The 14,243-nt window shown below is 59.2% G+C and carries 12 protein-coding genes; 2 read left to right on the top strand and 10 right to left on the bottom strand.

Annotated elements, in window-relative coordinates; genetic code table 11:
* Positions 1 to 9 precede the first annotated feature (9 nt).
* The 3 genes from N7D90_RS08960 to N7D90_RS08950 form a co-directional block, all read right to left on the bottom strand.
* Positions 10 to 690 (bottom strand): hypothetical protein, encoded by a 681-nt coding sequence (locus N7D90_RS08960; RefSeq protein WP_261741821.1) that lies wholly within the window; start codon positions 688 to 690, stop codon positions 10 to 12.
* Positions 691 to 940: 250 nt separating this feature from the next.
* A complete protein-coding gene (locus tag N7D90_RS08955; RefSeq protein ID WP_261741820.1) occupies positions 941 to 2,287 on the bottom strand; it encodes a glutamine synthetase family protein in 1,347 nt (448 codons plus the stop codon).
* Positions 2,288 to 2,309: 22 nt separating this feature from the next.
* Positions 2,310 to 2,867 carry a helix-turn-helix domain-containing protein gene (locus N7D90_RS08950; RefSeq protein WP_261741819.1) on the bottom strand — a complete coding sequence of 186 codons (558 nt, stop codon included), beginning with the start codon at positions 2,865 to 2,867 and terminating at the stop codon, positions 2,310 to 2,312.
* Between the two features lie 182 nt (positions 2,868 to 3,049).
* Here N7D90_RS08950 and N7D90_RS08945 point away from each other — a divergent pair, with 182 nt between their 5' ends.
* Positions 3,050 to 3,637 (top strand): LysE family translocator, encoded by a 588-nt coding sequence (locus N7D90_RS08945; RefSeq protein WP_261742407.1) that lies wholly within the window; start codon positions 3,050 to 3,052, stop codon positions 3,635 to 3,637.
* Here the strand turns inward: N7D90_RS08945 and N7D90_RS08940 are convergent.
* Together N7D90_RS08940 and N7D90_RS08935 are read right to left on the bottom strand one after the other, a co-directional pair.
* The gene (locus N7D90_RS08940) at positions 3,634 to 4,485 is read right to left on the bottom strand and encodes an AraC family transcriptional regulator (protein ID WP_261742406.1); all 852 of its coding nucleotides are present in this window, start codon (positions 4,483 to 4,485) and stop codon (positions 3,634 to 3,636) included. The two genes, N7D90_RS08945 and N7D90_RS08940, sit on opposite strands and share 4 nt — an antisense overlap.
* Before the next feature lie 91 nt (positions 4,486 to 4,576).
* Positions 4,577 to 5,359, bottom strand: a complete 783-nt coding sequence (locus tag N7D90_RS08935; protein ID WP_261741818.1) for an SDR family NAD(P)-dependent oxidoreductase — start codon at positions 5,357 to 5,359, stop codon at positions 4,577 to 4,579.
* Positions 5,360 to 5,522: 163 nt separating this feature from the next.
* Between N7D90_RS08935 and N7D90_RS08930 the strand changes: the two genes are divergently transcribed.
* Complete coding sequence (locus N7D90_RS08930; protein WP_261741817.1) at positions 5,523 to 6,101, top strand: TetR/AcrR family transcriptional regulator; 579 nt, start codon at positions 5,523 to 5,525, stop codon at positions 6,099 to 6,101.
* 123 nt (positions 6,102 to 6,224) lie between these two features.
* On the opposite strand, the gene N7D90_RS08925 is transcribed toward N7D90_RS08930, so the two are convergent.
* The 5 genes from N7D90_RS08925 to N7D90_RS08905 are packed head-to-tail and all read right to left on the bottom strand — an operon-like array spanning position 6,225 to position 14,175.
* Complete coding sequence (locus tag N7D90_RS08925) at positions 6,225 to 7,364, bottom strand: alginate O-acetyltransferase AlgX-related protein (RefSeq protein WP_261741816.1); 1,140 nt, start codon at positions 7,362 to 7,364, stop codon at positions 6,225 to 6,227.
* An 11-nt stretch (positions 7,365 to 7,375) separates the two neighbouring features.
* On the bottom strand, positions 7,376 to 8,791 hold the full coding sequence (locus N7D90_RS08920; protein ID WP_261741815.1) for an MBOAT family O-acyltransferase: 1,416 nt from the start codon (positions 8,789 to 8,791) through the stop codon (positions 7,376 to 7,378).
* An 18-nt stretch (positions 8,792 to 8,809) separates the two neighbouring features.
* On the bottom strand, positions 8,810 to 9,478 hold the full coding sequence (locus tag N7D90_RS08915; protein ID WP_261741813.1) for an alginate O-acetyltransferase AlgF: 669 nt from the start codon (positions 9,476 to 9,478) through the stop codon (positions 8,810 to 8,812).
* The gene (locus tag N7D90_RS08910) at positions 9,475 to 10,098 is read right to left on the bottom strand and encodes an SGNH/GDSL hydrolase family protein (RefSeq protein WP_261742405.1); all 624 of its coding nucleotides are present in this window, start codon (positions 10,096 to 10,098) and stop codon (positions 9,475 to 9,477) included. The genes N7D90_RS08915 and N7D90_RS08910 overlap by 4 nt, the downstream gene beginning before the upstream one ends.
* A gap of 54 nt (positions 10,099 to 10,152) precedes the next feature.
* Positions 10,153 to 14,175: a cellulose biosynthesis protein BcsC gene (locus N7D90_RS08905; RefSeq protein ID WP_261741812.1), complete on the bottom strand. Its 4,023-nt coding sequence runs from the start codon at positions 14,173 to 14,175 to the stop codon at positions 10,153 to 10,155.
* Positions 14,176 to 14,243 lie beyond the last annotated feature (68 nt).

Raw genomic sequence — 14,243 nt, 5'->3', positions numbered from 1 at the left:
CTCTGCAGATCAGAAGCGCATGGACAGGCCAAGCACCGGTCCGCGCTGGGTCACGTCATATTTGAACTTGTTGCCGGTAAAGTCGGTGGTCTGGTAGTTCTGCGCCAGCACTCGATAGCCGACACGAATGATCGTGGGGTGATCCGCCAGGTACATCCGGTAGCCCAGATAAGTCTGTGCGTTCCAGGTCTTCTTGGAAGCCGTATCCATCCCGCCGGTATCGGCTTCACCAGAGAGCGTCCAGCGATCGGTCAGGTCAGCCTGCATGCGCAAGCCCACGAACGGGTCTGTCCACTCGGTTTCTTTCTTGGTGCTGAAACCAACAGAGTTGACCTCCAGCTTGGTCGACAGCTTGGTCCAGCGCACACCGACCGTGGGCTCGACGCGCCAGGTGCGCGGTTCGCCAAAAATCGTGGCGCCCCCCAGCTCATACTCATAGACACGGTAATACACGCCAGCTGCAAGGGTGGTCTGGGTGATCGCCAGCCCTACCTTGCGCCCATACACTCTTTCTGACTGGTCGGTTTTCGCGTACACCCCATCAACATAAAAACCCAGCGTGCGATTGGTCAGCTCCAGATTGCCCATAAACACGGAACTCAGATTATTCAAGACTTCCGAGAACGGGACATCGACTTTGGTATTGACCCCGCCCAGCGCCGCCTGCCCGCTCATTGACGGAGCCCACACAAATGGGCTCGCCAACAATAGCCAATCCGAATCGCTGGTACTGCTTGTTACTGGCGGCTCAGCCCCATGCGCCACCTGCATGAATAACAACAGCGGCAAGGCCGCTGACGCAGATCTGACAGTCTGATTTCTCATCGCCCTGATTAACCAATTCCTTATTTGATCTGTAGGTATAGCAGGTATCGCCTGAAAATCTGCTGTCGGACGCGATCATTGCGCGAGCCCAAAAAACTGCTTTGCGGGATGACTTTTACAAAAACCAGCGGTATTCCCGAGCACTGATTTCTTGCATAAAGGCCAGGTGGTCCTGGCGTTTGTTCTCACAGTAAACGTCTACAAACTCGGCACCCAAGCCTTCACGCAGGTGCGGTTGATGCTGCATGGTCCGCACTGCTTCAAGCATTTCCAGCGGGAAAGGAATACCGCTGTTGCGGTCTTCATTGAGTGGCAGGATCGGTTCTTTACCTGCTTCAAGACCATGCTCCAACCCGACCAGAATCGCTGCCAATACCAGATACGGATTGGCATCGGCGCCTGCCAGGCGATACTCGACCCGCAGGTTTTTGGCGTCCGACTCAGGAATCCGTAAACAGGCATCCCGGTCTTCATAGCCCCAACTTGCCTGGTTGGCGATATTGGTCGTGCCACCCAGACGCCGGAATGCGTTCTGGTTCGGGGCAAAAACCGGCATGCTCGCGGGCAGGAGTTCCAGACACCCCGCGATGGCGTGACGCAGCGGTTGCTGCTGCCTGGCGGCCAACAGGTTGTTGCCCTCAGTGTCGTACAGACTGACGTGTACATGCATGCCACTGCCCGGATGCTGCAGGTAAGGCTTGGCCATAAAGCTGGCGCGATAGCCGTGCTTGAGGGCAACCCCGCGGGTGCTGCGACAGAACAGAGCCGCCCAGTCCGCTGCACGCAAACCATCAGCGAGATGGCCAAAATTGATTTCGAACTGGCCCGGGCCAAGTTCGGCCGTAATCACGGTCGCATCGATCCCCTGGGCCTGCGCCGCGTCGACCATTTCATCGAGCACAGGAGCGAAGCGCGACAACCGCTCGATATGCATGTTGGGCTGGTCGTCGGCATCGTCACTTAAATGATCACGGGGGAACTGCGGCAAGCCATCGCGCAGTTGCTTGTCGAACAAGTAAAACTCCAGTTCGAACGCCACCACCGGGTTAATACCCTTACGAGCCAACCGGGCAAGTACTTGGGCAAGTACTTCGCGGGGTTCGAAAACAATCGGCTTTTCGGTGCCGTCCGAGGTAATCAGCATCTGGCCCAGCGGTTTGCTTTCCCACGTCACTGGTTTGAGCGTACCCGCCACCAAACGCCGCACGGCATCCGGGTCACCGTCGTTAAAGCAGTAATCACCAATTTTGAACAGCCCGCCCTGTACGCCCAATAACACGCAGTTTTGCGGCAACTTGAGCACACTGCCCGCGGCCACTTTTTCCAGCATGTCGATGGGGTAACGCTTGCCGTAAAAATGCCCCGGGATATCCAGGCAAATCAGGTCGACATAACGTACCTCGGGGTTACGTTGGCGAAAGGCACGCACTTCGGCCAGCAGATCAGAGCACGCAGCATCCATCTCGAAACTTCCTTTATTGTTATCAGGTGTAGACCCACAGCACTCGCGTGAGCTGTGATGTCAGGTTGGCGTAACGACAGCGGGTGTGGCTGTCAAACTGAAAGCTGTCACCGGCGTTCAAGGTGGCGGGCTCATCGTCATCACCCAGCCACAGGGTCAGTTGGCCTTCGATCACATAACCGCCCTGCTCCGAGCTGTCCGTCATGTGCCGTTCCCCGCTGCTGGCACCCGCTTCGAGCAGGCTTTCGAGCATGGAGAACGAAGCGCGGATTTTCGGCGAGACCAGAATGTCGGTAATTCCGTTGCCCAGGTACAGCGTGCGACGCTCATCCGGGCGGGTCACCCAGGGCAGTTGCTTGGGCTTGGGCAGGCTGTAGAAGTAGGTGGTCGGTACGCCCAGGGTTTCGCTGATCGCAGTCAGGTCGGCCACCGTTGGCTGTGACAAGCCGCGTTCGACCTGCGACAGAAAACCCACCGAACGACCGATTTTGTCGGCCAGTTCCTTAAGCGTGTATTTCTTGTGCTTGCGCAGGTCGTGGATAAGGATCGCCAACGCAGCGATCTCTTCTTGCTTGTTCATCCCGGGCCGCCATGAAATTTATATAATTTAATTTCATGAAAAAATACATCTTAATTTTCACACACGCAAGGTCATTGATCGGGCTGGACCCAACCACATCATCAAAGGGGAGTTTTGTTCAATACGCCAAGGTGCGCGCCCAATAACCTCGAGACACAACCATAAAGCGGAGCACAGTAATGATGAGCGTGTTGATTTCGATGGCGGCGTTCGCCCTGGCTGCATCTATCTCACCGGGGCCGGTTAATGTCGTAGCCCTGAGTTCCGGCATGCAATTTGGCCTGGGCCCCAGCCTGCGCCATGTTTTGGGGGCAACGGTCGGTTTTGTGGTGTTGTTGCTGTTTACCGGCTTCGGTCTGCATGAAGTGCTTAAACAGTGGCCGATACTGACCGATCTGATTCGCTGGGCCGGTATGGCATTTCTGCTTTATCTGGCTTGGAAGCTGGCGCTGGATAACGGTCGAATTGACTTTGAAGGTGGCACGCAGCAACCCTCTTTCATCAATGGTGCGGCAATGCAATGGCTCAATCCCAAGGCTTGGCTGGCGGCTGTAGCGGGGATGGGCGCCTTCGTTTCCGGGGGCGAGGCCACCCTGATCTGGTCGTTCGCGCTGATCTATTTTGTGGTCTGTTACCTGTCCGTGGCCTGCTGGGCCTACACCGGAGCGTTCCTGAGCCGTTACCTGCACAGCGCAAAGCGCATCCGCCTGTTCAACCGCTGCATGGCGGCCATGTTGGCGGGCTGTGCGGTGTCGTTGCTGTGGTTTTAAGTCTTGTACTGACCAGGCGTGGCCGCAAGGTGCTTTTTAAATACCCGCTGGAAATGCGCCTGGTCGGCAAAGCCGGTCTGCTGCGCGATGTCGGCAATCAACGCACCTTCGCGCAACTGCGTTTGCGCGTGTTGAATCCGTCGGTTGATCAGGTAGGCGTGGGGCGTCATATGGTAACGCTGCTCGAAAGCACGAATCAGATAGGCCTCTGACAGGCTGGCCGCAGCACAGATGTCCTGCAACCGGATCGTGCGCAAAAAATGCTCGTCGATGTATTCGGCGGCGCGCTCGACCCGCACATTGGCGGGCTTGCGCAGTGCAACAGAGCGGCCCAGCTCCTGCTGCATCGACGAGAAAAACAGGACCGCCGCTTCATGCTTGGCCAGAACGTCCCGATGCGGGTCCACCAGTTGCGCGTAAAGACCGGTCAGGCCATTGAACAATGCAGCAGATTGCGTATGGGTGGCCGCGACGGGCTGAAACACCTCGCTGGCCTCCTCAGCAAAACCTTGCTCAATACCTGCCAACCACTGCGCATCGACATACAGCATCACGTATGACCAAGGCTGATCGTCGAGCGGATTGCAGGCGTGAACATCGCCAGGGTTCATCAACACCACCGTGCCTGCGCTGATGCTGTGACAGGTTTTTTCATGCAGGTAGTTGCAGCAACCGGAGGTGATCGCCCCGATGGAAAAAATCTCGTGAGAGTGCCGGGCATAACAGACTTTGCGGCCATCGGCGATTGAGCGCGCCTCGATAAAAGGCAGCTGCGCATCCCGCCAGAACCGGGGCGTTGCGCAGCTGGGATCGATGGCAGCGGGGTTTGTCTGAGTGCTTGCAGGCATGGTATCGAGACCGTGAAGAACATGGGCCACGATGGATTTCATGGCCTTGTTTGCTCACCAGACTAGCACCAAATGCTCCCGTTTCGATGCATCACAGACGATAGCGTTCGGCTGCATGGGCCTGCCTGATGTCAGCAAGCAGCGCCTGGCGCGTAGTCTGAAGTGTGTCCCAACGAGCGGCGTCCTGCAGTGGCGGGATGGTCACAAGCTCACGTCGGTCGAAGCCGATCAGCGCTGCATCGACCAGTTCGTCCACGTCCATCACCTCGGCCAGAGTATTGATATCGATACCCGCCCGTTCCCAGATTTCGGTACGGGTTGCAGCAGGCAGGACCGCCTGAACATAAACGCCCTTGGCGGATAGTTCCAGACTCAACCCCTGGGACAGAAACAGCACGAAAGCCTTGCTCGCACCGTAGACCGTCATGCCGAACTCCGGTGCCAGACCAACCACCGAACCGATATTGACGATAGCCCCCTCACCGGCCAGGACTAGTCGCGGCGCAATTGCGCTGGCGAGGCGCGTCAACGCTGTGGTGTTAAGCGTAATAAGGTCTGAAAGACTCTGCGCGGTCTGCTCCAGAAAACTCCCGGCCTGGGCCACGCCCGCATTGTTGATCAGAATCCCTATCGTCGCGTCCTCGCGCAGACGTGCCTCCACAGCTTCCAGATCACGGGTACAGGTCAGGTCTGCCTGAACAACATCGACGGCCACACCGTGCTCCTGGCGCAAGTGTGCCGCCAGGGTTTGCAGCCGCGCATTGTCGCGGGCAACCAGTACCAGATCGTGGCCACGACGGGCGAAACGCTCGGCGTAAGTAGCACCAATGCCGCTGGAAGCACCAGTGATGAGAACAGATGATTGAGTAGTCATGAAGGAGCGCTCTGAAGAAGAATCAAGCCGCGGGATACGGCATATCGGTCAATCAGCCATTATGATGATGAGCGTAATCTTAATCGTCAAGGGTTTTGATTATGATCAACATCCATGTATATTGAGCTTCTGACAGTCAGTGGTTTGAACGAGGTATTGCACGATGAGGGTCACCAAGGCACAGGCCCAGGCGAACCGGGCGCACATTATCGAGACGGCATCGAAGCTGTTTCGCGAGCGTGGCTATGATGGGGTCGGGGTGGCGGACCTGATGGCGGCTGCCGGTTTCACCCATGGCGGGTTCTACAAGCACTTTGGCTCCAAGGCCGACTTGATGGCGCAAGCTGCCGCGTGCGGGCTAGCACAATCGTTGGAAAACAGCGCCGGCCAGAGTATTGCCGGGTTCTTTGATCATTACCTGTCCCGCCAACACCGTGATGCCCCGGGAACGGGTTGCACCATGGCGGCCTTGTGCGGTGATGCTGCGCGTCAGCCTGAAGCGGTCAAGGCAAGCTTTGCCCAAGGACTCGAGAACATGCTGGCGGCCATTGAGCAGGCGGGTCTCTCATTGAACGGTGTGGAGCCACAGGATATGCGGGCCAAGCTGATCGATAGCATGGCCCATGCCATCGGTGCGATTGTACTGTCGCGTGCCTGCCCGGATGACTCGCCGCTGGCGGATGAGATTATCGAGGTTTGCCGTAAAGAGATTCTTGGGTCCTTGGCCGACAACGATCGGTAGTCGCTGCTCAGCCAGGACAAGAAATGTCGTAGCAACTCTTCAAGCGTGGGAGCGAGCCTGCTCGCTCCCACGCTTTCTTTGACCTGGAACAGAGTATCTACGGTCTTGTGCACATGCTGCGATCTACAAGGGCTTGATCACTTCACTGTAAGGCGTCTGCAAGTCGCGCTCGGGGATTTCCCAAATCACCAGCTTGGGCGGTGTCTGCTTGAAAGCCGAATTGCTGAAGTAGCCATTGGCGCCACCCGAGAACTCGCCACCGTCCTTGGCGAAGTCACCAATCGATGCGCCAAGGGCTTGTTGCAGGAATCCGGCAAAGTTGGAATTGCGTGAAAACGAAGTTCCGATCAGTGCAACGTTGGGCAGGTTGGCGTCACCGAACAAGTCATCAAGGTTGTCGGTATCGCTTTGCGCCGTGTTGGCCTTGGCGCTGGTGCGGCTCGTCGCCACCGATTCCGCAGCGGGCTGCCAGCTCAACGGCAGCCACTCCAGACCCGCCAGGCGCACCAGATCACCCGGACGCCGCTGCGCGGCTTGCTCCATGCTCTCGAATTCCCTGGCTGGCGTAGCGCTGATGCCCATCGCCTGGACCCGCCGGGCAATCGCCTTGGCCGCCGCAGAGGCACCTGCTTCGCTCCAGTGAGTGTCGGTCCGCAGGTACGCATCGGCACCAATTGGCTGCAGCACCGGCGCCAGATCAACAGCCTGGACCCCTGCCTGGTTCAACTCATCGACCCAGCTCACTACGCGGTTTTGCAACTGCTGCGGGCGCCGTAAGTCGCACAGCTGCGCACTGGCGATCCGACTCTTGTCCGGCACCACGGCCACCAGCAACGATATACCGCGCCTGGCCAACTGCTGCTGAATGTCGCGCACCACCGCAGCCTTGGCCTCGGCATTGGCCTGGGCGTGACGGTTAATCCGCATTTCATCGGTCAGGAACAGCCAACCGGCACACCCCGGCCGTACCCGAGCTCCCGTGTCGTGAAACGCCAGCCAGCTCGCACCGCGCTCCAGGTCCGCCGCCCCTTCTGGTACACCAGCCTTGGACAGTTGCTTGGCAAGCTTGTGTGTCACCTCACCATGCAGGACCGCATCGCGGGTTAGGTCAGGCGGCAGGATCTCGACCTTGCCGCTGAGTAACAGCCAGACAGCCGAGGCGAAACTGGCCGCAAGAAACACGACAAATACCCAGCCACCAAGTTTGCTGACTCGGATGGTGAACTCGGTCGGTACAGCCGGTTTGGGTGATGAAGAAGACATGGGCGCGGCCATCAGAACTGGAAGTACAGGAAGGGCACCGCTTCACGGCTCGCGATCAACGCGAACGAGAGCAGAAAACCCGCCACCGGCCACAGGGCCGCTATCGGAGCAAACCAGGCCCTGGCACCGAACCGTTGCTCATAACGGCTTTTGAACAACGGCGCGATAATGCACGCGACTCCAAGCAATGCCGCCAGCCCGTGCGCCGTGCGCAGGGTCACCGCCAGCGCGTCGCCCAGGGCAAAATCGTGCAAGCCGAACTGACCGGCATACATGTTCAGCGCCGCATGGAAGTCCGGGGCACGGAACAGGGTCCAGGCCAGAAACACGAACAGTAATGTCAGCGTATGCGCCAGCACAGGTGGAATGCTCGGCAAGCTCGACCGCGACCACAGCCGGTCGACACACAGCGCGACACCGTGGGCCGATCCCCACAACAGGTAGTTCCAGCTGTCGCCACCATGCCACAGACCGGCGATGGCCATGGTCAGGAACAGGTTGCGGTAGGTCTTCCAGGCACCGTGGCGGTTGCCGCCCAGGGCGATGTACAGATAGTCACGCAACCAACTGGACAACGACAAATGCCAGCGCCGCCAGAAATCCTGAATGCTGCTGGCCAGATACGGCTGATTGAAGTTTTCCGGGAAGTGAAAGCCCAGCATCAACCCCAGGCCGATGGCCATGGCGCTGTAGCCCGCGAAGTCAAAAAACAGTTGCAGCGCGTAGGCCAGGCAACCGATCCAGGCGTCGACGAAGGATGGGTTGTCGATATGGAACGCCACGTCCACCAGCGGCGACAGGGTGTCGGCTACCAGCACCTTCATGCACATGCCGACCATAAAACGCCGCGCACCCAGAGAGAAGTTCTGCCAGTCAAAATAGCGTTTGGTCAGCTCGCGACGCACCCAGTCATAACGAATGATCGGCCCCGCAATGGAGTGGCCGAACATCGAGATGTAGGTCGCGTAATTAATGAAGCTGCGTTCCACCGGTACGGTGTGACGGTGTACATCCACCAGATAGGAAATCGCCTGCAACACAATAAACGACAGCCCAGCCGGTAGCGCCACCCGCTGCCACTCCAGCGGCATCGCGCCCGGATAGGTGATCAGCTCGATCCAGGTCGCGGCCAGGATGTTGGCGTACTTGTACCAGCACAGTACCGCCGTGTTGAACACGATCAACGCAATCAGTAACCGTACCCGCCCCTTGGAATCCTCGCGGGAACGATCAATCAGCAACCCGCCGACCCAGGCAACGATGGTCAACACCACGTGCAACGCGAGGAACATCGGGTTCAGCCAGCCATAGAACAACCAGCTGCCGATTAACAAAATGACGTTGCGCCACTGCGGCTTGCCCAATGCATAAATCAGCAGAAAGGCTGGCAGAAACAGCGTCAGGAACTCGAGTGAGGCGAAGACCATGGCAGCGACAAAATCCGATCAGTGGGACACAGTGTCCGTGGCGCTCAAAAGACGCGGCCCAGTGGCAGAAGGCACCAGCAATAAACTGTAGCGCTCGCCCGCTTTGAGATCGCCCAGCTCCAGCGGCGCCCCCACATTGGCGTTCGCACACACCAGTTGTACCGACAGGTTCACCGGGTTTATCGAGCGTCGCTGCAAGCTGCCGACCGCCACCGCCTTGAACAGGTCAGCGCTACGTCCAGCAGGACGCAGGCTGGCATCGCTACAGGATTTATCGACGTTAACGAACGCCAACGACGCCTTGAGACCGTTGAAGTCGTCCGGCGTTTCGCGCACAGCGACTTGCTCGATGCCCGTTCCCTGCGGCACGACCACAATGGTTGCGAACTCGCCAGGCTGCACTTGCAGGTCCAGCTCCAGCTTCTGCGTGCCGCTGACCAGAAAGCCCTTGAGCGGTTTGGTCGAGTCCACCGCAAACAGCAACGACGCAGGTGTTGCCGTCTCCAGGCGCAAGGGCGGCTGCCCTGCCTGGCCTATCACGTCCAGCGGCTCCGTGGTGGCGTTAACGAAGCGGATGAAAGCGGCGTCTTGATCCGGGCCGCTTGGATACAGCGCAACTTGCGCGCTCGCGAGCGCACTGCACGACAAGACAGGCACGCACACTAGCGCCGCGAACAACTTTTTCATTTCTTGGCATCCTTGATGGCCGGGGTTTGCAGCAACGCCTTGTTGATGTCGTCGCTCCAGGTTTTGTACCCCGTCGCGGTCATGTGCTGTCCGTCAATCGTGGCCCACTGGCCCGGTTTGGAGAACTTCAGCGAGTCGATGTAGCTGCACGGTGCAACATTGGCGGCGAGGAAGTTGGAGGTCATCTCGACACGGGCAAAGGTCTTGCCGTACTTGCCACCTTCAGTGCCCCAATTCGGGCCAACCCACACACAACGTGTTCCGCTGGCGGCTATCTCCTTGGTCAGCGCAGTGGTTTGCTGCCACAGCCAGGCTTTGGGAAACGCCGGTTTGGTGTAGCTGGCCATGGTGTCGCCCATGACGATCAGTACCAGGTCCGGCTTATCGGTAGCCAGCAATTCGCTGATTGGCACCGTCGCGGCCTTGCCGCCCAGCACCACTGCTTTTTCCGTACCGCGACGTTCGGCACCGCCACAGGCACCCGGCGTAGCTTTGAGCCAGTCGCCCGCATTGGCGCCGCAAATGCCCAGGGTGTGCACTTTGGCCCCCTGGGCAACCAGATCGCTGTGCAGCGTGGCGATCAAGTAATCCGGTGTTGCCAGGTGGCTGTCGCCAATCATCAAAATGGTCATGCCCGCGAGAATCGATACTGCCACGGTGAAAGCTCCTGCTGCTTAATTTGAAGAAGATGAATAAGGGGATAGGTAAGGATTGACCGGCATCGCCATGCGCCCGGTGAAATCTTCAAACATGTACCGCAGGTATAAACCGCCGGTCCATTGCTTGTAGTCCTGGGCGTTGTCCATCCCGAAGCTACCGCCCAGGAAGTAGTTGTTGCTCAGGCGGTACTCGGCGGCCGCATTGAAGTTGTAGCCGATGCCAGTTTTGTTCTGGCCCGAATACCGGGTTGTCAAAGTGGAACCGGAAGCCGCGTAGGCCTGCGAGATCTGTTCCAGTGCAGCTTGCATATTGCGGTCGTTCGGGTAGTACGGCGCCGAATCCTGCTCGATGTGCTGCAGGCCCACCGAGCCTCTGAGCGTGTAGCTCAAGCGATCGGTGCGTTGCGACCAACTGACCGGAACACCAATGGAAAAGAAGTTCTGCGGGCTGAAGTAGCCACCGTTACCGTAGGTAAAGTTGCCCTGGTTTTTGTCATAGCTGATAGCTGTGACCCCAAGGCCTGCGGTCAGTTGTTCACTGTCGTCGTTGAGCAGATACCAGTAAATGCCGGTGCCGCCTTCGAGACGGGTGTTGTCTTCGACGTTGTGACCCTGCAGTTTGTACATCCCGCCATAGCCGTACACGCCGTACTCGCTGTTGTCGTAACCCAGTTGCAGGCGCCCGCCACTGGCAGTCACTCCGCCCCACTTCAGGCCGCTGCGGGCATCTTCGGCACCGGCAAATGACACCAGACTGTCGTTCACCGCCCGCCGCGACAGGCTGGCGCCGTAACGGAAATGGCTGTCCTCGCGGAATGCGCGATCAATGCTGACACCGCCAACCGCCGTGCTGTAGAGAAAGCCCATGGGGCTCATGCCCAAATCTGCCTTGAGCCCCAGTTCCGGCATTTCGTATCCGACCGCCAGACCGACGCCGGTGTCTTTCTGCCGGCCGGCCGGGCCGTTGACGCCAAGAGCCGTATTCAATTGATCGGCATCGGGGCTGGATCCGAGCAACGCTTGCGCGGCCGCCATTTGCGCTTCGTTCGGCCCGCCAAACCGGGTTTTCGCCGAGTCCTTGACGCCACCGGCATTGAGCGACACGGGGGTCACGCGCAAGGCAATACGGTCATCACCCACCGGCATGCTGATTTCCAACGGTGTTTCGACATCCGTGATTTTGCTCAGGCCCGACTCACTGTCGTTGGTGCGAATGGTCACACCCTGAGTAATGCGCGGGCTGCGCTCCTGTTTGATCTGGTCGAGTGCGGTCTGCATCGACTTGCGCGCCTCTTCCTGCGGATCCTGCGGACGGGCCACGGCCAGACGACTGTCATCATCGAAACCTCTGCGCAATGGCTGTGCGTCATACCCGCCAGTCCTGTCGTTCATCGCCAGGCTATTGCTGCTCAAACGGCGGGCAGGTGTCTCATCTTCAGCGGCCAGCGCGGCGATCTGCACCTGGGCCGGTTGCGGAATCTGCGAAGGGCTGGCTTCGGACAAGCGCGACTGGCTACGCTGCCCGGATTTGCCCACAAACGGGTTGGCCGCGACTGTACCGGCGAACGGGTTGGCATCTGCCTTGGCCGGCGCCTGCAAGGCCAGGGCGCGAGCATACAACTCCCCCGCCTTGGCGTTGCGCCCTTGGGCACGGAAGACTCCCGCCGCACTGGCAAGTACCATGGCATCGTTCGGAGCCAGTTCCAGTGCTCTGTCTGCGGCTTTTTCAGCCCCGCGGTGATCGCCGGCCTTGCTCAAGGCCTGCGCCATACCGATCTGCAATTGCGGATCGTCCGGTGATTTGGCCAGTAGCGGTTTGTAGAGTTCGATCGCCTTGTCAGTGTTGCCGTTGGCCAGGTACATGCGTGCCAGGGCGCCGACCGCCACCGGATCGTTCGGACGCTGGGCCAGGGCCGGGGCAAGCGTGTCATAAGCGGCGACCAGATCGCCCTTCTCGCGCAGCAGATCCGCCTGGCGTACGGTGTACAGGTACAGCAATTCGTCGTAGCTACGCTGATCGGCCGCAGTCAACGGCTGGCGTTGCAGTTCATGCAGAAGCTGGTTGACCCGCTCATCGTCACCGGTTTTAAGCAGCACGCCTGCATAGGCCAGACGCAGTGCTGGCGACGGGTTGCTGCTTTGCGCGATTGCGTTGCGCAGCATCGATAAACCGTGCTCGGAGTCACCCACATCAACGTAAGCCAAAGCCAGCATTCCAAGGGATTGCGGTTTTCCATCGGCATCCGATTCGGCACGGCGCAGCAAGGTCAAGGCCTGGGCCCGGTCGCCCTGTTTGGCCAGAGCCGTGGCCTGGCTGACCAGAGATTGCAGTTGAACTTCGCTGGCCAGTTGTTGCATTGCGCTCGTGCGTTGGCTGACAGGAATTCGATCCAGGGTACTTTGCGCCTTCGACCACTCGCCCAGTTGGCTCGACAGCAAGGCGCTGGCGAACAATGCCTCAGGTTGCTGCGGGTTGGCCTTGAGCAAGTCGTCCATGGTCTGACGGGCCAGATCCGGGGATTTGGCTTGCAGGTAATAAAGCGCCAGATCGTAGCGCGTCCACACACCCTGCGGATCATTGCGCACCGCTTCTTTCTGCGCGGCAATCGCCCCCTTGAGGTCGCCACTGCGCTCGGCATTTTTGGCCTGCCCCGCCGCGACCGCTGCGTGTAACGGGCGAAGATCACCAAGGCGCTGCTTCTGGGCCGGGGTCAGTCCCTCGACCATCTTCAGTGCCTGGTTAGCCTGGCCGTTTTGCGCCATCACATTGATCAGACCCAACATCGCATCAGGGTTGCCATTGTCCAGAGTCAAGGCCTGGCGGTAGCTGGCCATAGCATTGTCCAACTGATTCTGTTCGGCCTGCACACCGCCCAGAGCGATATAACCGTCAGCCTGACGTGGCTTGCTGGCGATGGCTTGCTGCAACAGGCTGCGCGATCTTTGCAGATCATGTCCGGCCCGGGCCTTTTCGGCCTGATTGAGCAGGTTCCAATAGCGATTGCCGTCCAGCGCGGATTGCCAGCGCGGGTTGCCGCCCCGGCCGATGGCACGGGTCAGCAGTTCGTTGGCATCGCTGAAGCGCCCTTGACGTTCACGAACCACACCAAGACCACCAAGGGCATCGCTATCGTTGCCCTGCTCTTTAAGACGCGCGAGGAACGCTTGCTCGGCAACCTCCAGTTGATTGTCCTGCAATGCCTTGAACCCCCGAGCTACATGAGGGTTCTGCTGCGCGGCGACACCCGAGGCGCCGCGGCTGTTCATTTGCGTGCGGATGGCACTGTCGTCCGGGTTGGCCTTGAGGTAAGCCTCGAACAACGGTTTGTCCGCCGGGCGTGGCGAGCCCAACCAGACCAGGCCTTCGCGCCAACTTTCAGTGGCCTGACCACCCAGTTCAGGCACGCTCGACAGTTGCGCGAGTCGGCGTATGCCTTCAGAACGCGTGGTTTCGTTACGCACCAGAAGTTTGGCCAGCGCCAACTGAATTCTCGCGTTGTTCGCAGACTGCTGCTGCAAACGCTCCAGGCCCTGACGCGCTTCACTCCAACCGCCGGGCGTATAGCCCAGCACGTTGTAGAATTCCAGAGCCAGATCACCCTGTGGCGCCTTGCCCGCGAACAGTTTGCGATAGATCGGTACTGCCTTTTCCAGCTCACCGTTGGTGACCAGCAACCGCGCCTTGTCCAGTTGCTCGGCGTTATCGCCGGCTTGCAGGGCAATGGATTGCTCCAGCAGCAAGGTCTGGCGCTCGCCCGGATGAGATCGCTTGAGCTGCTCCAGGTAATTGCTCGCACCATCGGTACGCTTGCCCTTGAGCTCCAGCATGCCCAGACCATAGAGCGCATCTGCCTGCTGTGGATCAACCAACAAGAGCTTTTTCCAGACTTCGGTGGCCCGTGCCTGATCATTCTGGGCCTGCCAATACTGACCCTGTTGCAGCAACGCCTTGCCTGCATCATCAAGTGCGGCAAAGCTGCTGGTGTGGATCAGGGTTGCAAGTATCCCGAAGGCTACGGCGTGACGGCGCGCTGGCATTTCTTCTCCCACATCGGTTGCTACTTCCCCTGTTCGGGGAAGTGTTTGTCCATTTAGCCCAGCGAAAT

This window comes from Pseudomonas fragi (assembly GCF_025426255.1).
In the GTDB taxonomy this organism is placed as follows: domain Bacteria; phylum Pseudomonadota; class Gammaproteobacteria; order Pseudomonadales; family Pseudomonadaceae; genus Aquipseudomonas; species Aquipseudomonas kulmbachensis.
Note: the sequence above shows the minus strand (reverse complement) of the source record. Positions and strands in the feature narration are given on the sequence as shown.